Here is an 18895-nt window from a genome sequence, read left to right as displayed (position 1 = left end):
ACCCGATGAGCCGATATCGGGGTTACTTCCCCATCACCAGGCCGTCCTTGCCGGCGCCGCGGCTGAGCACGACCTGCCGGATGGTGTCGCGGATCTCGGCCTGGCGCGCGTCGTCGGTGCCGTCGGCGCCGAGGTTGACCACGCGGCCGCGTGCGGTGTCGAACCACTGGGGGATGAACTCGGCCTTGGTGACCTCCCAGCGGGCGCCGGCGGTGCGGGGCGGGGCGAAGGTGAAGCGGCCGAGGGTGCCCTGGTTGCCGCGGGGGTCGTGGGCGCCCTCGTGGTTGATCATGTCGCCGGCGATCTGGTCGCCCATGCCGTAGATGATCCAGGTGCCGTTGACCTTCTCGTAGGCCTGGGGGATGTGGGCGTGCGTGCCGAGGACGAGATCGATGTCGGGGCGGCCGGCGGTCTGCGAGGCGGTCAGGGCGCGGCCGAGGGAGAGCTGCCGCTCGTCGGGCTCGGTCTGCCATTCGGTGCCCCAGTGGACGCTGACCACGACGACGTCGGCGCCGGCCGCGCGGGCGGCGCGGGCGTCGGCGATGACCTTCTTCTCGTCGAGGAGCTGGACCGCCCAGGGCTGACCGTCGGGCAGCGGGTAGCCGTTGGTGTCGTAGGTGTAGGCCAGCTGGGCGACGGTGGCGCCGCCGGCCTTGAGCAGGGCGGGCCGCGCGGCCTCTTCGGCGGTGCGGGCCGAGCCGGCGTGTTTGACGCCGGCCTTGTCGAGGGCGTCGAGGGTGCGGCCGAGGCCGGCCGCGCCGTCGTCGAGGGTGTGGTTGGAGGCGGTGGAGCAGGAGTCGTATCCGGTGGCCTTGAGCGCGGCGGCGACCTCGGGCGGTGATTTGAAGGCGGGGTATCCGGTGTAGGGCCCGCCCTCCTTCCCGTACACGGTCTCCATGTGACAGATGGCGAGGTCGGCGCGGGAGACGACCGGCTTGACGCCGGAGAGCATGGGGCCGAAGTCGTATCCTCCGCCCTCGGCGTCCTCGGCGGCGCGGCGGATGATCGAGTCGTGCGGGAGGACGTCGCCGGAGGCCACGAGGGTGAATCCGGTGGGGGCGGAGGCGCCGCCGGGTGCGGCGGACGGGGCGGCCGTCCCGGGGCGGCCCGCTCCCGGCGGTCCGGAGGAGCTTCCGGTGGCGGGTGTCCCTCCGTCGGTGCAGCCGGTCGCCGCCGTGAGCAGGAGGGCGGTGAGCGCGAGCGCTCCCGCCGATGTGGTGCGTGAACTCATGTACAGCACTCCGCCCAATTCATGTGATGAACATCTGTTCTGTTGAATTGAGCTCGCGGAAAAGCCTCAGTCAAGGGTCAAGGCCGCAGCAGGTCATGAACCCCGCTGAAACGGACGCACCGACTCCGTCCGACCGCTCGCCGTACCATTCGCCGCTCGGTGTGACCGTTCGGCGCAGACCGCTGCCCGTTCCCTGTCCCTCGCCTTCCGAATGCGTTCGTATACGGCCCGGACGACGAGCCGCGGAAGAGGTGAACGGGATGACGACGGCGACGACCGACGAGCGGACCCTGGAGGAGCTGCAGCGGGACCACGGCCCCGCGCTGCAGTCCTTCCTGCTCGGGCTGACCCACGGGGACCGGCAGCGCGCCGAGGACCTCGCCCAGGAGACCCTGGTACGCGCCTGGCTCCACCCCGAGGCCTTCGACGCCGGCTACTCCTCCATCCGGCCCTGGCTCTTCACCGTGGCCCGCCGCATCGCCATCGACGCCCGGCGCTCCCGGCTCGCCCGGCCGGCCGAGATCGGCGACGGGGTCCTCGCCGTGACCCCCGACCCCGCCGACGCCACCGCCTCCGCCGACGCGGCGCTCGACGTCCGCGCGGCCGTGCGGGAGTTGAGCCCGGAACACCGCGCGGTGCTGGTACGGCTCTACTTCCGCGGCCTCACCGTCAACGAGGCCGCCGTCGACCTCGGCATCCCGGCCGGCACCGTCAAGTCCCGTTCCCACTACGCGCTCCGCCAGCTCGGCCGGTCACTGCCCGGCTACCGGCCGCGGCACGGGGCCGTTGCCCGGCCGCGGGCCGGGGCCGCACAATGACGCGGTGACGCTGACACTCGCCGCCGCCGAAAAGGTCCTCGCCGACAACTTCGCCCCCTGGGTGCTCGACCTGGGACTCACCGTCGAATCCGTCGGGCCCGACGGATTCGGGGCCGTCCTCCGGCTCCCCTGGTCCGACCGGCTCGCCCGGGAGGGCGGCGGGCTCTCCGGACAGGCCCTGATGGCCGCCGCCGACACCGCCACCGTGATCGCGGTCGCCGCCGCCCGGGGCGGCTTCGTGCCCATGACCACCGTCCAGCAGTCCATCAGCTTCCAGCGGGCCGTCGTCGGCGCCGACGTCCTGGTGCACGCCCGGCTCACCAAGGCGGGCAAGCGGATGGCCTTCGCCGACATCACGATGACGGCCGAGGGCACGGAGGAGACCGCCGCCCACGCCACCGCCGTCTACGCCCTCCTCGGCTGACCCCCACGTCCCACCCGACACGCGCACCGCTCCCACCCCGCCCGACACGGCGGACGACACGAACCTCACCTGCACCGATCCGGCCGGGAAACGTATCCGAAACCACACGGGCGAGTTGAGCAAAGCGGGACCCGCGGGCGCCCTTCTCGGAGGAAGCTCTCCCCCGGGCCCTGACGTCCGGGTCCCCGACGTCCGGGAGAAGGTGGGAGCGTTGCTGCCCGAGAGCACGAACGGCGCCGGCGCCACGAGTGGCGGCGGCCTCGCCGTCCCGATGGCCTGGCTGTGCGCCGAGTACCTGGCCGACGAGGTGCTGCGGGCCGCCGCCCTCGTGGCCCCCGGCTCACTGGAGTACCGGGCCGGCCTCCAGGCCCTGGCCCTCACCGTCCACCTCTCCGAGGGACCGGACCGCCCCGCGGCCGGGTGGGCCGCCGCCGGCCACGTCGACGCCTGGCTGCGCCACACGGCGTACGACCGGCCCTGGCCGCCCTGGGTCGAGGAGCGGCTCGCCGCCCGCCGCGCCGCCGACGGCGACGGCCCCGACCTGGCGCTCGCGCTCACCGCCTGGCGCCGCCTGCGGGACACCTGGGTGCGCGCCGCCGACCTCGAAGGCCGCACCGTCGGGGACCCCGATTCGCCGATCGACGAGGACGAGCAGGTCTGGCTCCCCGCCTGGAAGCTGGGCCTCCCGCTCGCCCACCTCTCCCTGCACCTGCGCTGACTCCGCCCGGCAGCTCACGGCGCCGAACGGTGCACCCCGGGACGGTACTTGGGGACCCGTACCGTCACCTTCATCCCGGCGCCGAGCCCCGTCTCGATGACGAGGCCGTACTCCGTCCCGTACACCTGGCGCAGCCGCTCGTCCACGTTGGAGAGGCCGATGCCGGAGCCGGCCGGGTGCTCCCCGCGCAGGACGGCGCGCAGCAGCTCCGGGTCCATGCCGATGCCGTCGTCCTCGACGGTCACCACGGCCTCGGCGCCCGCGTCCCGGGCGGCGATCGTGACGCGGCAGCCGCGCTCGCGGTCCTGGAGCCCGTGCTTGACCGCGTTCTCCACCAGCGGCTGCAGGCACAGGAAGGGCAGGGTCACCGGCAGCACTTCGGGAGCGATCTGCAGGGTCACCTTGAGGCGGTCGCCGAAGCGGGCCCCGGCGAGCGCCAAGTACTGCTCGATGGAGCGCAGTTCGTCGGCGAGCTGGGCGAACTCGCCGTGCTTGCGGAACGAGTAGCGCGTGAAGTCGGCGAACTCCAGGAGGAGTTCCCTGGCCCGCTCGGGGTCCGTCCGTACGAACGAGGCGATGGCGGCGAGGGAGTTGAAGATGAAGTGCGGCGAGATCTGGGCGCGCAGGGCCCTGATCTCGGCCTCCACGATCCGGGTGCGGGACCGGTCGAGCTCGGCCAGTTCCAGCTGTACGGAGGCCCAGCGGGCCACCTCCGTCGCCGCCCGCACCAGGACGGCCGACTCCCGCGAGCCGTAGGCGACGAGCGCGCCGAGGACCCCGTCCTCGCCCGTGAGCGGGGCGATCACCGCCCAGCGCAGCGGACAGGCGGGGTCGGCGCAGCCGGTGGGCGCCGAGCGGCTGCGGCCGGACTCCAGGGTCTCGGCGGCCTGTTGGGGCACGTGCGCGCGGTGATGGTCCTCACCGGGGCCGTCCCAGGCGAGGACCGCGCCCCGGTCGGTGAGACAGAGCGCCTCCGTGCCGAGCAGCGAGCGCAGCGTGCCGGCCGCCTTGCGGGCGGTCTCCTCGGTGAGCCCGGCGCGCAGCGGCGGCGCGGCGACCGAGGCGGTGTGCAGGGTGTGGAAGGTAGCCCGCTCCACCGGTGTGCCGAGGCCCGCGTCGACCGCGCGTCCACCGCGCCCGGCGACGAACCGCCCCAGGACGAAGCCCGCGGCGAGCAGTACGGCTCCGGCGGCGGCCGCGGCGGCGAGGGCGATGCCGCTCATCGGCGTACCCCCGTTCTGAAACCGGCCCGGCTCATCGGCGTACCTCCTGGGCGGGCACGGTTCCGGTGAATTCCTCCGGGAGGTGGAGGCGGGCGAGGAGGGCGGGGGTGCCGGGTGGGACGCGGCGGGGTGTGGCGAGGGAGACGAGGAGCATGGTGAGGAAGCCGAGGGGGACGGACCAGACGGCGGGCCAGGCCATGAGGGTGTGCGGCCAGCCCGCGGGGGCGAGTCCGGCCCGGGTGGCCATGACGGCGACGAGCGCGGAGCCGCCGCCGAGCAGGAGGCCCGCCATCGCGCCGGGCGGGGTCAGCCGCCGCCACCAGATGCCGAGGACGAGCAGCGGGCAGAAGGAGGAGGCGGAGACCGCGAAGGCGAGGCCGACGGCATCGGCGACCGGCACCTTGGAGGCGAAGACGCCGACGGCCAGCGGGACGGCGGTGGCGAGCAGGGTCGCGAGCCGGAAGTGCCGGACGCCCCGGGAGGGCAGCACGTCCTGGGTGAGGACCCCGGCGACGGACATCGTGAGCCCGGAGGCGGTGGAGAGGAAGGCCGCGAAGGCGCCGCCGGCGAGCAGCGCCCCGAGGAGGTCGCCGAGGAGTCCGCCGAGGATCCGGTCGGGCAGGACGAGGACGGCCGCGTCGGCGGAGCCGGTGAGGGCGAGTTCGGGGGCGTAGATCCGGCCGAGGGCGCCGTACAGCGGGGGCAGCAGATAGAAGGCGCTGACGAGGCCGAGGACGACGAGGGTGGTGCGGCGGGCCGCCCGCCCGTGCGGGCTGGTGTAGAAGCGGACGGCGACGTGGGGCAGGCCCATGGTGCCGAGGAAGGTGGCCAGGATCAGCCCGTACGTGGCGTACAGCTGGTGTCCGTCCCGGCCCCCGGCCAGCGGCTGCGACCAGCCGAGGGGGTCGGTTCCGCTGGCGGCCCGCTCGGGGAGCGGCCCGCCCGGCGCGAAGGTCAGGGTGGTGCCGCCGCGCACCTGGTGGGTGCCGGGGGCCAGCGTGACGGTGCGGTCGGTGTACGGGACGGCGTCGACGCTGCCGGTGACGGTGACCGTGAGCGGGGCGTCGAGCCCGATCCGTACGGTGTCGGCGACCCGGACGACGGTGTGCTCGCGCAGCACGGCGGGGGCGTCGAAACGGGCGCGCGGTGCCCCGTCCCCGTACCAGGCGCCGATCAGGAAGAGGGCGGGGACGAGCAGGGCGGTGAGTTTCAGCCAGTACTGGAAGGCCTGGACGAAGGTGATGCTGCGCATCCCGCCCGCCGCGACGGTGCCCGTGACGACGACGGCGACGAGCAGCCCGCCGACCCACTCGGGCGCGCCGGTCAGGATCGCCAGGGTGAGCCCGGCGCCCTGGAGCTGCGGCAGCAGGTAGAGCCACCCGATGCCGACGACGAACAGGCTGGCGAGCCGCCTGGCCTGCGGCGATTCGAGCCGGGCCTCGGCGAAGTCCGAGAGGGTGTACGCCCCCGAGCGGCGCAGCGGCGCGGCCACCAGGACGAGCAGGACGAGGTATCCGGCGGTGTAGCCGACCGGGTACCAGAGCATGGCGGGCCCCTGGACGAGAACCAGTCCCGCGATGCCGAGGAACGAGGCGGCCGAGAGGTACTCGCCGCTGATCGCCGCCGCGTTGAGGCCGGGTCCCACGGTCCGCGACGCGACGTAGAAGTCGGAGGTGGTGCGGGAGATCCGCAGGCCGAGGGCGCCGATCAGGACGGTGGCGAGGACGACGGCGGTGACGGCGGCGACGGCGTGGGTCTGGTTCACGCGGACACCTCGAACGTCCCGCTCGTACGGGGGCGGCCTGCCGTTCTCACCGTTCGACGAGGCCCGTGAAGTCGCGTTCGTTGCGCTCGGCCCGGCGGACGTACCAGTGGGCGATGGTCCAGATCACCGGATACACGCCGACACCGAGCGCGGCCCACACCAGCGCCTCGGGCGCGGGCAGCGCGAGCAGCAGCGGCAGCGAGCCGACGAGCAGGGCGAGCGCGCCGAGGGCCGTGAGGGCGGCGCGGAGCTGGCTGCGCATCAGCGAGCGGACATAGGTGTGGCCGAGGGTGGTCTGCTCGTCGATCTCGGAGCGCGCCGGCGGATGGACGGGGCGCCGCCCGGCGCTCCTCGGCACGGCGCCGGAGCCGTGCGCGGAGGCGTATGTGACGGTCTCGCGCCGGGGTCTGCGCGGGGGGTGGTGCTCGGACATCGGGGTCCGCTCCCGGCTCTCTCGACGACTTCCGACGGCCCGCCCGGGTGGCCGTACGGCCCCGGCGGACGCGTGGAGTCTACGCAGCGGACCCCGGCCGCGGTAGACGTACCGGCCGGTCAGCCGCCCGCCCTGCGCATCAGGAGGTCCCGCAGGTGGCGCGCGTGACGGCGGCTGACGGCGAGGTCGACCGCGCCGACGCGGACGGAGGTGGCTCCGCCGTCGACCCGGAGTTCGTCGATCCGGGCCAGCGCCACCAGGTGGCTGCGGTGGATGCGGACGAAGCCCCGAGCCGCCCACCGCTCCTCCAGGGTGGAGAGCGGAATGCGGACGAGATGGCTCCCGTGGTCCGTGTGCAGCCGGGCGTAGTCCCCGTGAGCCTCCACGTACGCGATGTCGTCGACGGCCAGGAAGCGCGTGACGCCCCCCAGTTCGACCGGGATCTGCTCGGGTGCCGCCGGAGCCGGTCCCACCGTGGCGTGCACCAGGTCGTGCACGCGCCGGACCGCTTCGGCCAGCCGCTCCCGCCGCACCGGCTTCAGCACGTAATCGACCGCCTTCAGGTCGAACGCCTGCAACGCGAACCCCTCGTGCGCGGTCACGAAGACCACCAACGGCGGCCGCGCGAACCCCGCCAGCAACCGCGCGACGTCCAGCCCCGTCAGGCCCGGCATGTGAATGTCGAGGAAGACGACATCGATCCCCTCGTCCCCCTCCACCCCCGCCTCCAAGGCCCGCCCGATCCGCCGCAGAGCGGCGTTCGCGTCCCCCGCCCCCTCCGCCGTCCGCACCCGTGGATCCGCGCGCAGCAGGTAGAGCAGCTCCCCGAGGGCGGGTTCCTCGTCGTCGACGGCCAGTACGCGCAGCATGCGGCGGAGTGTAACGGCCACCCCGGCGGGCTATTTGAGCAGCTTCGACAGCCGCCGGTCGGCGAGCGGCTTGCCGCCGGTCTGGCAGGTGGGGCAGTACTGGAGGGAGGAGTCGCTGAAGGAGACTTCGCGGATGGTGTCGCCGCAGACGGGGCAGGGCTCGCCGGTGCGGCCGTGGACCCGGAGGCCGCTCTTCTTCTCGGCTTTGAGTTTGCCGGCGGCGAGGCCGTGGGAACGGTCGACGGCTTCGCGGAGGGTGGTGCGCATGGCTGTGTAGAGGGCGGTGGTCTCGTCGGGGGTGAGGTTCTGGGTGGGTTTGAAGGGGGACATCTTGGCGGCGTGCAGGATCTCGTCGCTGTAGGCGTTGCCGATGCCCGCGATGAGGCTCTGGTCGCGGAGGGCGCCCTTGATCTGGCGCCGTTCGCCGGAGAGGAGGGCGGCGAAGGCCTCGGGGCCGAAGTCGTCGGCGAGGGGGTCGGGGCCGAGGCGGGCGACGCCGGGGACGTCCTGCGGGTCGCGGACCAGGTGGACGGCGAGGCGTTTGGTGGTGCCGGCCTCGGTGAGGTCGAAGCCGTCGCCGCCGGTGAGCGCGATCCGCAGGGCCAGCGGCCCCTTGCCGGGCTTCGGCGGTCCGGAGGGCAGCGGGTCCTGCCAGCGGAGCCAGCCGGCGCGGGCCAGGTGGATCAGCAGGTGGAGCTCACCGGCCGGTCCCGCGGTGGTCAGGTCGAGGAACTTCCCGTGCCGGCCGACCGCGCTGACCTCGGCGCCTTCGATCGCCTGCACGGGCGGGTCGTACGTCTTGAGGACGCTGATCGCGACGGGCAGGACGCGGGCGATCTCCTTGCCCACCAGATGCGCGTCGAGGAACTCGCGCAGCGCTTCCACCTCGGGCAGTTCGGGCATGGCTCCACCCTGCCGCACCCCCCGCCGGTACGCGCGTCAGGCGCCGGGCCTCGGCGCTCGCGACGGGCGGCGGTGGGCGTTCAGGTGCCCGTCCCGCCCCGCGGCGGGTCGAGCAGGTCGAGTTCCTCGCCCAGCGCGGCGGCCAGCGCGTCGAGGTCGGGGGCGGCCTCGCCGTCGGCGACGAGACCGATGTGCACCCGGCCGCCGTACGGCGACATGGCGACGGCCAGGGCCTGGCCCCGGGCGAGCGGCGCCATGGGGAACACCGCGCGCAGCGGGGCGCCGCCGAGGGACAGCGCGGCGCGTGGCAGCGGCACCTGGGTGACGAGCACGTCGAACAGGAACCGGGCCGCGCCGGAGGCCAGCGGGGCGCCGAAGCGGTGGGCCAAAGGGTGCAGCTGGTCGGCGAGGAGGGCGACGGCGCCCGCTCCTCTGAGGGGGCCGGCCGCCTTGTTGCGGTCCATGGCGCGCCGGACGGCCGCGAGCCGGGCCGCCGGGTCGGGTTCGGTGACCGGCAGGTCGAGGAGGTAGCCGGAGAGGCTGTTCCCGGGTCCGGGCGCGGCGCCTGGCCGGCGGCGGGAGACGGGGACGAGCGCCCGGGGGTCGGCGGCCGGCAGCGGCAGCCCGCGCCCGTCGCACCAGCGCCGCAGCGCTCCGGCGGTGACGGCGAGCAGGACGTCGTTGGCCGTGCCGCCCGTCGCGCGGCGGATGCGCTGGACCCGGTCGAGGTCGAGCGTCGCGGTCGCGATCCTGCGGGTGCCGCTGGACTGGGCCGTGAACGCCTCCGCCGGCCGGCCGGCCCGGACCATGGAGGAGCCGACGACCGAGGCCCCGACCTCGACGGCCCGCCCGAGATCGCCGAGGCGGTCCCGGGCGAGGCCGAACAGCCTGCCGGGACCTGGCAGCCAGGAGCGCGGGGGCGCGGGCCGGGGGCGGCCCGCGGGGCGTCGCCCGGCCGCGATCTCGTCGAAGATGCCGGCGCCGATGGCGACGGCCCGCATGCCGTCGGCGAGTGCGTGGTGGAGTTTGACGAGTACCGCGAACGAGCCGTCGGGAGCGCCCGTCAGGAGGTACATCTCCCAGGGCGGCCGCCCGCGTTCGACGGGCCGCTCCATCACCTCGGCGGCGAGCCGGGCGGTCTCGGCGGCGAAGTCGGCGCCGGGCAGGACGATCTCGCGCACGTGCCGCCGGACGTCGAAGTCCGGGTCGGCGCTCCAGGCAGCGCCGCCGACCGGGAGGAGGACGTCACGGACCCGCATCCGGAGCCTCGGCACGGCGGCGGCGCGTCGGGCGAGCAGGCCGAGGACGTCCGTGGGCTGGTGGTCGGGGGTGGCCGGGAGGGGGCCGAAGTGGGCGAGGGCGCCGAGGTGGAGGGGGTGGTCGGCGGACTCCAGGTGCCAGAAGGCGAGGTCGAGCGGGGCGAGGAGTTCGGGGGCCGATGATTCGGGGGCCAGCTGCGTACTGCTCACGGATGTCCTCACGTCCTGCGCGGAGGGGCGATAGGACGCAGTCAATCGCGTACCGACAGTTACGGTCAAGTACGATCAGTTCACGCTAAGTTAACAACCGCAGTGATCCAAGGTGAACTCAGCGCGCCGGCCCGGGCCTCAGCGCTCCAGACCGAACTCGCACCAGACGCACTTGCCGCCGCCCCGCGACTCCACCCCCCACACGTCGGAGATCCGGTCGACCAGGAGCAGTCCGCGCCCGGACACCCCCGCCTCCCCCGCCTCACGGCGCCGGGGCAGGGCGCTGGAACGATCCTCCACCTCGACCCGCAGCCGCCGTACGGGCCCGGCCAGGATCCGCAGGGTCACAATGGCCCCGCCGTCGGTGTGCATCAGCGCGTTGGTCATCAGCTCGTCGGCGACCAGCTCGATCTCGTCGGCCCGTTCCTCGGCGCCCCAGGCGCGGACGGCGGCCCTGACCATGTGGCGGGCCGAGCTGAGCGCCTCCGGGTCGCTCTGGGCCACGTGCTGGCGGAAACGCCCGGCCGGCACGGTGAAGCCGCCGTCGCGGCGGAGGAGCAGGATCGCCACGTCGTCCTCGCCGCCGCGGTCGGCGACGACGTCGCAGAGGTGGTCGGCCAGCTCCTTGAGGTCCGCGGGGCCGCGCTTGACCAGGGAGGTGAGCCACTGGAAGCCCTCGTCGAGGTCGGCTCCGGGCTTCTCGACCAGGCCGTCGGTGTAGAGCATCAGGGTCTGGCCCGGGTCCAGTTCCAGGGTCGTCACCGGGTAGTCGAGGCGGCCGAACTCCGCCGAGAGTCCGAGCGGCAGACCGCCCTCGACCGGAATGCGGCGGCAGCCGCCGTCGACGCCACGGACCAGCGGGTCGACATGGCCGGCCCGCACCACCTGGACGACGCCGGTGGCGAGGTCGACCTCGGCGTACGTACAGGTGGCGAAGCGTTCGGTGTCCAGTTCGTGCAGGAAGACGGAGGCGCGGGCCATCACCGTGGCCGGGGGGTGCCCCTCGGCGGCGTACGCGCGCAGCACGATCCGCAGTTGGCCCATGACGGCGGCCGCGTGGGTGTCGTGGCCCTGGACGTCGCCGATGACGGCGCCGACGCGGCCGCCCGGCAGCGGGATGATGTCGTACCAGTCGCCGCCGATGTCCCGGCCGAGCCGGGCCGAGCGGTAGCGGACGGCGGTCTGGGCGCCGGGCACCTCGGGGATGCGGCGCGGCAGCATCGCCTGCTGGAGCCCCTCGGCGAGGTCGTGCTCCTGCTCGTACAGCATGGCCCGCTGCAGGCTCTGGGCGATGCTGCTGCCGAGGGCGACGAGCAGCGTCCGCTCGTCCTCGCTGAAACCGGTCTTGTCGCTGTAGAGCAGCCCGAGGGCACCGATGGGCCGGGCCTGGGCGATGAGCGGCAGATAGGCGGCGGCGGTGATGCCGAGGCCGCTGATGTGCGGCCAGAGCACCGGGTAGGACTCGGCGAAGTCGCGGGCCGAGTCGATGAAGCGCGGCCGCAGGGTGCGGATGACCTCGCTCATCGGGTACGGCTCGTCCACCCGGGTGAACCGCGTGCCCGGTACGAAGGCTCCGTCGGGCCCCTCGGCGACCAGGTGGATACGGCCGGCCTCCAGCAGGCCCATGACGAGGCTCGCGGCGCCGAAGTGCTCGAGCGCGTGCGAGTCGTTGAGCAGGTCGATGACGTCCTGCACGGTCCGGGCGTAGGCCAGGGCCGCCGTCGTGCCCTCGACGACCCCGGCGCGCTGCCTGCGCCCCTCGTCCAGACCGAGCCGCGCGGCGGACTCGGTCAGCTCGTGGGTGGCGTCGCGCAGCACGCCGACGATCCGCACGGGCCGGCCCGTGTCGTCGCGGTGCACGAGCCCCTGGGTGTGGGTCCACTGATGACTGCCGTCACGGCGACGGATCCTGAAGTACGCGCCGTACTGGTCGCTGCCCTCCTTGAGGGCCTGCGCCACCATCGTGTCGAGCCGGCGGCCCTCGTCGGGCAGCACCCGCGACCCGAGGGTCTCGGGCCGGTCGTCGTACTCCTCGCGGTCCATGTCGAAGACGTCGAGCGCGGCGTCGTCCATGATCATCGTGCCGGCGAGCAGGTCCCAGTCGAAGCCGCCCATCCGGAAGGCGGCCCCGTAGTCGTACAGGATCCGGGCCCCTCCGGCCGACTCCTCCGGCGCACGGCGAAGCCGCTCGACCGCCCCTCCCACCGGCTCATCCGGCGTATGGCGGAGCCGCTCGACCGCCTCCCCGCCCCCTCTGCCCGCGTTCATGGGGCCACGCTAGGCGCAGCTCCGCCCCCGCGCACCATGAAGATCGGTTTCACCCTTCGAAGGTCTCCGGCTGGTCCGGCACCGCCCCCGCCGGGAAGAGCTCGTCCGGCGGCAGTTCCCCGTCCGGCACGGTGGGCGGTTCGACGGGCGGCGCGTCCGGCGAGTCGGGGTAGGGCTCCGTCCGGGGGTCGGGGTAGGGCTGCTCGGTCCCCGGGACGTCATAGGGATCGGTGTAGGGGTCGGTGTACGGATCCGGGTTCGAGTCCGGGTTCGGGTTCGGATTCGAGTCCGGGTTCGGGTTCGGGTTCGCGTAGGGGTCGTCGTACGGCTCCGAGGGCGGCGCGGGCGGCTCGCCGGTGCCCGTGCCGCCGGTCCCGGAGGGGTCCGGGGCCGTGCTGGGCGGGCTGGACGGGACGGGGCGCGGCGGCACGGGCGCCGGGTCGCGCGAGGTGCCGCTGTCGGGGGCGGTCGGATCGGGGGTGACCGTGTCCGGGACGGCCTCCCCGGCCAGGGCGCAGGCGTCCGGGTCGCACGCGGGCGCGACGGCCGGCTTGCGGTCCTCCGCCCCGTCGCTGCCGGTCAGCCGCTCGATCCAGCTGCTGTCGGCCGCGTTGACGATGACGAGGCTGGTGACCACGGAGGTGGTGGGCCGCACCACGATGACCCTGTCGGGGTCGAAGCCGTCCCACGGGTCGCCCTGGTGGACGCCCTCCTGGACCGCGACCGGCGTACGCAGCGGGTTGCCGCAGGCGCAGCGGACGCGCGGGGAACCGTACTGGTCGACGAGGACCGCCGTACCGGTCTGCAGGACGGACTGGAAGGCGGTGGCCCTGCCCTCCCGGTAGCCGTGGTTCGTGACCCGGGCGTCGGCGCGCAGGACGACCGGGGTCAGTCCGCGCAGCCAGTCCCCGACGTTGCTCTCGGGGATGCCGGCGGCCTCGGCGAACGCCCGCGCCTTGCCCTGGTCGGCCGCGAGGTACCGCGCCTGCTGCTCGACGTCGCAGCTCGCCTCCGCGCGCGTGCCGCCGTACAGCCCGGGCGTCGACCCGGCGATCTCCCGCATCCGCCCACTGCCGTCACCCGGCTCGCGGTCCGGCGCGGACAGCGCCTGCGTGATCCGGGCGGTGGAGGGGGTGAAGGGGTCGGGCCCCTGCGCGCCGACCGGCTGGAGCACGATCTCCCGCGAGACCGCCGCCGCGGCCTGCTCACCGCCTTCCCCGGCGTCCTCGCCCCCGGCCGAACAGCCCGCGAGCAGCAGCGCCGAGGCGAGCGCGGCGGCCGCGGCGGCGGGGACAGCCGGGACGTGCGGGGGTGTCCGGCGGCCGGTTCCGGCGGAGGCGGCGACGGGTGGTGGCGTCCGGCGGACGGCGGGGGTGCGCCGTGTCCGGCGCAAGGGGGTGCGCACCTTGTTCTCCCGCTTTCTCTCCCCGGGGCCCGGCGGCCCGGTTCCTGCCAGTCCTCCATGTCTGTCGCAGTGCGCGAGCCCCCGCAAGCGGAGGGCGGCCGACCGGGTCCGCCGACACCCGGTCGGCGGGACGACCGCCCGACCACCCCCACCGGCCATCCCACCGATCCGCCCCCACCCGTCCTCCACTTGCCCACGACCGACCCACCACCCGCAATCCACTTGAACACGTTCAAGAAAAGTCCTACTCTCAACTCGCCACTTGAACACGTTCAAGTGCGGTCCTCGCGCTCCCCTGCCGAACGGAGACACCGGCATGACCCGCCTCCTGAGCAGCCTGTCCCGGCCGCCCGCGCAGCCCCGTCCGAGCCTCACCTACCGGGAGGTCGGGGCGACCCGTGCTCCGGACGCCCTGCCCGGCGGGTACCACCACCTGCGGCACAGCGTGGTCGTGGGCAGTGGCCGTGCCGCGTTCGAGAAGGCCGGGGCGGCGGTGACGACGTGGCGGATGCACAGGAGCTCCGGGGCGATCGTCAGGAGCGACGCGCGGCGCGCCGAGCCGGGGGTCTGGCTCGAAGTGTCGGTGGGCGTCGGCCCGGTGCGGCTGGCCGCGCCGTGCTCGGTGATATGGACGGCGTACGAGGAGAACCGCGCGGGCTTCGCGTACGGCACGCTCGCCGGGCATCCGGAGTGCGGCGAGGAGTCGTTCGTCGTGTCGCTGGAGCCGGGCGGGGCGGTCCGGTTCACGGTGACCGCGTTCAGCCGGCCGGCCGCCTGGTACACCCGGCTGGGCGGCCCCCTGATCCGACGGCTCCAGCTCGCGTACGCGCGCCGCCTGGGCAGGACCCTGCGGCGCCTCGTCAGGAGCTGATCCCGGGCCGATACTGGAAGCGATGGAGTGGTTCACGGCACCCGACCAGTGGCTGAGCCGGATCGTCTTCCAGCGGGGCCTCGCCGGGCTGTACTGCGTGGCGTTCCTTTCGGCAGCCCTCCAGTTCCGGGCGCTGATCGGCGAGCGCGGCATGCTCCCGGTGCCGGAGTACGTACGCCGGACCAGCCCGCGGCACACTCCGTCCCTCTTCCACTGGCGCTACTCCGACCGGCTGTTCGCCACGGCCGCCTGGTTCGGTGCGGCGCTCGCCGTGGCGATGGCGGCCGGCGCCGGCGACGCGGTGCCGCTGGCCGTGTCGATGCTGCTCTGGTTCGCGCTGTGGGCGCTGTACCTGTCGATCGTGAACGTGGGGCAGACCTGGTACTCGTTCGGCTGGGAGTCGCTGCTCCTGGAGACGGGGATCCTCGCCGTCTTCCTCGGCAACGACGACACGGGCCCACCCGTGCTCGTGCTCTTCCTGCTGCGCTGGCTGCTGTTCCGGGTCGAGTTCGGAGCCGGGCTCATCAAGATCCGCGGGGACGCCTGCTGGCGGAACCTGACGTGTCTCTACCACCATCACGAGACCCAGCCGATGCCGGGACCGCTGAGCTGGTTCTTCCACCACCTGCCCCGCCCGCTGCACCGGGTGGAGGTCGCCGCGAACCACTTCGTCCAGCTCTTCGTACCGTTCCTGCTCTTCACCCCGCAGCCGGTCGCCACGGTCGCCGCCTGCCTGATGATCGCGACCCAGCTGTGGCTGGTGCTGTCCGGCAACTTCGCCTGGCTGAACTGGATCACCATCGTCCTCGCGCTCTCCGTCGTGGACGCCTCGCCGCTCACCGGCGCCCACCCCCAGCCCGACCCGCCGCTCTGGTATGTGGTGCTCGTCGCCCTCCTGACCGCCTTCGTCCTGGTACGCAGCTACCGCCCGGTCCGGAACCTGCTCTCCCGGCACCAGGCGATGAACCGCTCGTACGACCCGTACCACCTGGTCAACACCTACGGCGCGTTCGGCACCGTCGGCCGCGTCCGGGACGAGATCGTCATCGAGGGCACCGACGACCCGGCTCCGCACCCGGGCACGGTCTGGCGGGAGTACGGCTTCAAGGGCAAGCCCGGCGACCCCCGCCGGCTGCCCCGCCAGTTCGCCCCGTACCACCTGCGGCTCGACTGGCTGATGTGGTTCGCGGCCCTTTCCCCGGGGTACGCGCGCGAGTGGTTCGGCCCCTTCGTCGAGCGGCTGCTCGACGGCGACCGGGACACGCTCCGGCTGCTCGCCCACAACCCCTTCCCCGACGCGCCGCCCACTCACGTCCGCGCCCGGCTCTACCGCTACCGGTACACGACCTGGCACGAGCTGCGCACGACCGGGGCGTGGTGGCACCGGACGCTGCTGCGCGAGTACCTGCCGCCGATCCGGCTGCGGGAATCGGCCGACGAACACTGACGCGAGAAAGCGTCCATCGCGTACCGCGCGTACCGCGAGTCCATCGCGGCCCGCGCGTCCGTGCGCGTCGCGCAAAGCCTGTGCCCCCGGCCGCCGGAACACGGGTTCCGGCGAGCGGGGGCACAGGGGTGGATCAGCGTGTATCGGGCCTTACGTCAGGGCACCGGCTCAGTCGATGCCGGGCAGGATGTGGGGCTCGGCGAGGTCGTCCTCGTAGCCCGCGAGCCGGATGGGGGCCGAGCGGGCCCACACTTCCAGGCTTCCCAGCTCGCCCTTGCGGCGGGGCCGGTCGACGGGTTCGGCCGGTCGCGGATCCTGCTTCGTCAGTTCGGGTGTCACCGCGCACTCCTTTGTGTCGCGTACCTGTAGGACAAGTGCCGGTCGGTCGCGGTGGCGCCGTTCGTCGGGCGGGACCGCGGCCTTGGTGGCAGGCCAGTCCCCGGGCCGGCCGTGAGGATGGTGTGTCTCCTCGGTGGCCGACCGTGGACATCAGAGTAACCAAATGAGCGGATCCGCGCTCTACCGGGCTCCAAAGTGTGACGCGATCGGGTGACACAAGTCGAATGAGCGCCCTACCTCTCGGTAGAACGCTCATTCCAGGGACTGACTCGTACGGCGGAACCCGTGCGGGCCCGGACTACCACTTGGCGGGGGCGTAGTCCTTCAGGAAGCAGCCGTACAGGTCCTCGCCGGCCTCGCCGCGGACGACAGGGTCGTAGACGCGGGCGGCGCCGTCGACGAGGTCGAGGGGGGCGTGGAAGCCCTCCTCGGCGAGCCGCAGCTTGTCGAAGTGCGGGCGCTCGTCGGTGATCCAGCCGGTGTCGACGGAGGTCATGAGGATGCCGTCGGTCTTGAACATCTCCTCGCCGCTGGTCCGCGTCACCATGTTCATGGCGGCCTTGGCGGCGTTGGTGTTCGGGTGGCCGGCGCCCTTGTAGCCGCGGCTGAAGACGCCCTCCATCGCGGAGACGTTCACGACGTAGGAACGGCCGCTCGCGGCCTTCCCCGCGGCCTCGGCCATCACCGGGCGCAGCTTGCTGATGAGGATGAACGGCGCCGTGTAGTTGCACAGCTGGGTCTCGAGGAGCTCCACCGGGGAGATCTGCTCGATGCTCTGCACCCAGGTGTTGCTCTCGACGACGTCCGGCACCAGGCCGCCCGCGTCGATGGCGGTGCCGTCGTGGTGCTTGGCGATGGTCGCGTTGCCGGCGACCATCGCGAGGTCGGCGACCTGCTGCGCGTCGAGGCCGCTCACGCCGGCGGGCAGCGACGAGCCGCTGACGAGCTCGCCGACCGCGCCGGAGTTGAAGGCGCCGATGACGTGGTGGGCGGGCAGCTCACCGGCCGGCAGCGCCGCGCTCTCGCCGTCGACCAGGGCGGCGTACGCGGAGGGCAGCCGGCGCACGGTCTGCGTCGCGTTGTTGATGAGGATGTCGAGCGGGCCGGCCTCGGTCATCTGGTCGGCGAGGGCCACGACCTGGGCCGGGTCGCGCAGGTCGATGCCGACGATCTCCAGGCGGTGGAGCCAGTCCGCGGAGTCCTCCATCGCCTTGAAGCGGCGGATGGCGTCCTTGGGGAAGCGGGTCGTGATCGTGGTGTGGGCGCCGTCGCGCAGCAGCCGCAGCGCGATGTACATGCCGATCTTCGCCCGGCCGCCGGTGAGCAGCGCGCGCTTGCCGGTGAGGTCGGCGCGGGCGTCCCGCTTGGCCCGGTTCTCGGCGGCGCAGTCCTGGCAGAGCTGGTGGTAGAAGTAGTCGACCTCGACGAACCGCGTCTTGCAGACGTAGCAGGACCGGGGGCGCTGGAGTATCCCCGCGATCCGCCCCTCCTCCGTGACGGAGCTGGGCAGGATGCCCTCGGTCTCGTCGTCGATGCGCTGCGCGGAGCCGGTCGCGGTGGCCTCGGTGACCGCCTTGTCGTTGGCGGTCTTCGCCGCCCGGCGCTCCTGGCGGCGGCGCTGCTTCACGGTCCGGTAGATCCCGGCGGTGGCGCGCCGGACGAGGATGGCGTCCGGGTGGTCGACGTCCAGCTTGTCGAGCTCGTCGAGGACGCTCAGGCAGACGGCCAGGCGTTCGGGGTCGAGACCCGGCCCGTAGTCCTGGTTTTCTTCGGTCACCGTCATGGCCTTCGGGTTCCTCGTTCGCTCGTTCGTCGCCGTTCGCGGGCTTTCAAAGAAGCAACTTTACGGAGCGGGGGGCCGCGCCTCCAAACCCGTACGGGGAGCGTGGTCGAAGACACAGTCGCCGCACAGACCGCCTCCGTGGCAGCGGTAGTACAGACAGCAGCTGGCCCGGCGCAGTCGGGGTCCCCGCACCGTGCCCGCGAGCTCGGGATGCCCGAGCAGCCCCGACACAAGCCCGGCGGCCCGCTCGGCCACCTCAGGCCGCCCCTGGACGGCCGCCCACCGGCCCAGCTCCCGCAACGCCCCCGCCAGCGCCGACCCCGCGTTCCCCCACAGGAGCCGTACGGAGATCCCGCCGTCCCGCCGCAGCGCCGCGTGCAGCGGGACGAGGTGCGCCTCGACGACCACCGCCACCAGCTCGTCCACGGTGGCGGGCCGGGTCGCGGAGCCGGACCACCAGAGGTCGTCGGGCGAGGTGAGCCCCCCGTCCCAGTGCAGCTCGCCGGGGTCCAGGTCCGGGAACCGCCCGTACAGCGCGGCGGGCCCGAGCGCCGTCGACCAGAGGCGGGCGGCGAGCCCGAGGTGCGCGATCGAGGCCGCGACCCGCCGCTCGGGGGCGCCGAGCCGGGCGGCGACCCGGTCCACGCGCGCGGTGAGCGGGCCGTCCTCCCCCGCGTACAGCCGCGCGAGCGGGCGGTGCGCCCCGCCGCCCTCCGGCGCGGTGGTCCGCAGCGCGAAGAAGCCGCCCACCGATCTGCTCTCGACGAGATCCACGTTCCGCCTCCGCTGTGTCGCGCCCCGCGCCCTGCCCGGCGCCTTGCCGCGGGACCGCCGACCACCGTAGCCGGGACTGATTCGCACACCGGTTCCAAGATCGGTCACGTACCCCGCCAGACGATCGGAATGACCCCTTTCCACCCGGTCCGACC

General features: G+C 73.8%; 17 protein-coding genes. 5 read left to right on the top strand and 12 right to left on the bottom strand.

What is annotated here, in order from left to right; all coding sequences use genetic code 11:
* Positions 1–22: 22 nt before the first annotated feature.
* Entirely contained in the window at positions 23–1231 is a 1209-nt protein-coding gene (locus tag ACZ7G1_RS12740; RefSeq protein ID WP_470871573.1) for a CapA family protein, read from the bottom strand.
* 260 nt (positions 1232–1491) lie between these two features.
* Between ACZ7G1_RS12740 and ACZ7G1_RS12735 the strand changes: the two genes are divergently transcribed.
* The 3 genes from ACZ7G1_RS12735 to ACZ7G1_RS12725 all read left to right on the top strand — a co-directional run bounded on the left by ACZ7G1_RS12735 (position 1492) and on the right by ACZ7G1_RS12725 (position 3191).
* A complete protein-coding gene (locus ACZ7G1_RS12735) occupies positions 1492–2049 on the top strand; it encodes a sigma-70 family RNA polymerase sigma factor (RefSeq protein ID WP_470871574.1) in 558 nt (185 codons plus the stop codon).
* Between the two features lie 4 nt (positions 2050–2053).
* Positions 2054–2473, top strand: a complete 420-nt coding sequence (locus tag ACZ7G1_RS12730; protein ID WP_470871576.1) for a PaaI family thioesterase — start codon at positions 2054–2056, stop codon at positions 2471–2473.
* 211 nt (positions 2474–2684) lie between these two features.
* Positions 2685–3191 carry a hypothetical protein gene (locus tag ACZ7G1_RS12725; protein WP_470871577.1) on the top strand — a complete coding sequence of 169 codons (507 nt, stop codon included), beginning with the start codon at positions 2685–2687 and terminating at the stop codon, positions 3189–3191.
* A 14-nt stretch (positions 3192–3205) separates the two neighbouring features.
* On the opposite strand, the gene ACZ7G1_RS12720 is transcribed toward ACZ7G1_RS12725, so the two are convergent.
* From ACZ7G1_RS12720 to ACZ7G1_RS12685, 8 genes are all read right to left on the bottom strand, one after another.
* Positions 3206–4414, bottom strand: coding sequence for a histidine kinase (locus ACZ7G1_RS12720; protein ID WP_470871579.1), 1209 nt, complete (start codon positions 4412–4414; stop codon positions 3206–3208).
* A 31-nt stretch (positions 4415–4445) separates the two neighbouring features.
* Positions 4446–6179, bottom strand: coding sequence for a sodium/solute symporter (locus ACZ7G1_RS12715; RefSeq protein ID WP_470871580.1), 1734 nt, complete (start codon positions 6177–6179; stop codon positions 4446–4448).
* Between the two features lie 46 nt (positions 6180–6225).
* Complete coding sequence (locus tag ACZ7G1_RS12710) at positions 6226–6612, bottom strand: hypothetical protein (protein WP_470871582.1); 387 nt, start codon at positions 6610–6612, stop codon at positions 6226–6228.
* A 119-nt stretch (positions 6613–6731) separates the two neighbouring features.
* Positions 6732–7481, bottom strand: a complete 750-nt coding sequence (locus ACZ7G1_RS12705) for a LytR/AlgR family response regulator transcription factor (protein WP_470871584.1) — start codon at positions 7479–7481, stop codon at positions 6732–6734.
* Between the two features lie 30 nt (positions 7482–7511).
* Positions 7512–8384: an Fpg/Nei family DNA glycosylase gene (locus tag ACZ7G1_RS12700; RefSeq protein WP_470871585.1), complete on the bottom strand. Its 873-nt coding sequence runs from the start codon at positions 8382–8384 to the stop codon at positions 7512–7514.
* A gap of 80 nt (positions 8385–8464) precedes the next feature.
* Positions 8465–9853: a wax ester/triacylglycerol synthase family O-acyltransferase gene (locus ACZ7G1_RS12695; protein WP_470871587.1), complete on the bottom strand. Its 1389-nt coding sequence runs from the start codon at positions 9851–9853 to the stop codon at positions 8465–8467.
* A 138-nt stretch (positions 9854–9991) separates the two neighbouring features.
* Positions 9992–11968 (bottom strand): SpoIIE family protein phosphatase, encoded by a 1977-nt coding sequence (locus tag ACZ7G1_RS12690; RefSeq protein ID WP_470871989.1) that lies wholly within the window; start codon positions 11966–11968, stop codon positions 9992–9994.
* Between the two features lie 202 nt (positions 11969–12170).
* On the bottom strand, positions 12171–13514 hold the full coding sequence (locus ACZ7G1_RS12685; RefSeq protein WP_470871589.1) for a DUF6777 domain-containing protein: 1344 nt from the start codon (positions 13512–13514) through the stop codon (positions 12171–12173).
* 328 nt (positions 13515–13842) lie between these two features.
* On the opposite strand from ACZ7G1_RS12685, the gene ACZ7G1_RS12680 reads away from it, so the two are divergent.
* Together ACZ7G1_RS12680 and ACZ7G1_RS12675 are read left to right on the top strand one after the other, a co-directional pair.
* Positions 13843–14397, top strand: coding sequence for a DUF1990 family protein (locus ACZ7G1_RS12680; protein WP_470871590.1), 555 nt, complete (start codon positions 13843–13845; stop codon positions 14395–14397).
* Positions 14398–14419: 22 nt separating this feature from the next.
* Positions 14420–15844, top strand: coding sequence for a lipase maturation factor family protein (locus ACZ7G1_RS12675; RefSeq protein WP_470871591.1), 1425 nt, complete (start codon positions 14420–14422; stop codon positions 15842–15844).
* Between the two features lie 168 nt (positions 15845–16012).
* Here the strand turns inward: ACZ7G1_RS12675 and ACZ7G1_RS12670 are convergent, their stop codons facing one another.
* From ACZ7G1_RS12670 to ACZ7G1_RS12660, 3 genes are all read right to left on the bottom strand, one after another.
* Complete coding sequence (locus tag ACZ7G1_RS12670; protein ID WP_017240713.1) at positions 16013–16183, bottom strand: hypothetical protein; 171 nt, start codon at positions 16181–16183, stop codon at positions 16013–16015.
* A 298-nt stretch (positions 16184–16481) separates the two neighbouring features.
* Positions 16482–17966: an SDR family NAD(P)-dependent oxidoreductase gene (locus ACZ7G1_RS12665; RefSeq protein ID WP_470871592.1), complete on the bottom strand. Its 1485-nt coding sequence runs from the start codon at positions 17964–17966 to the stop codon at positions 16482–16484.
* 60 nt (positions 17967–18026) lie between these two features.
* Positions 18027–18740, bottom strand: coding sequence for a (2Fe-2S)-binding protein (locus ACZ7G1_RS12660; RefSeq protein WP_470871594.1), 714 nt, complete (start codon positions 18738–18740; stop codon positions 18027–18029).
* Positions 18741–18895 lie beyond the last annotated feature (155 nt).

It is taken from the genome of Streptomyces sp. NPDC037273 (assembly GCF_055603625.1).
Note: the sequence above shows the minus strand (reverse complement) of the source record. Positions and strands in the feature narration are given on the sequence as shown.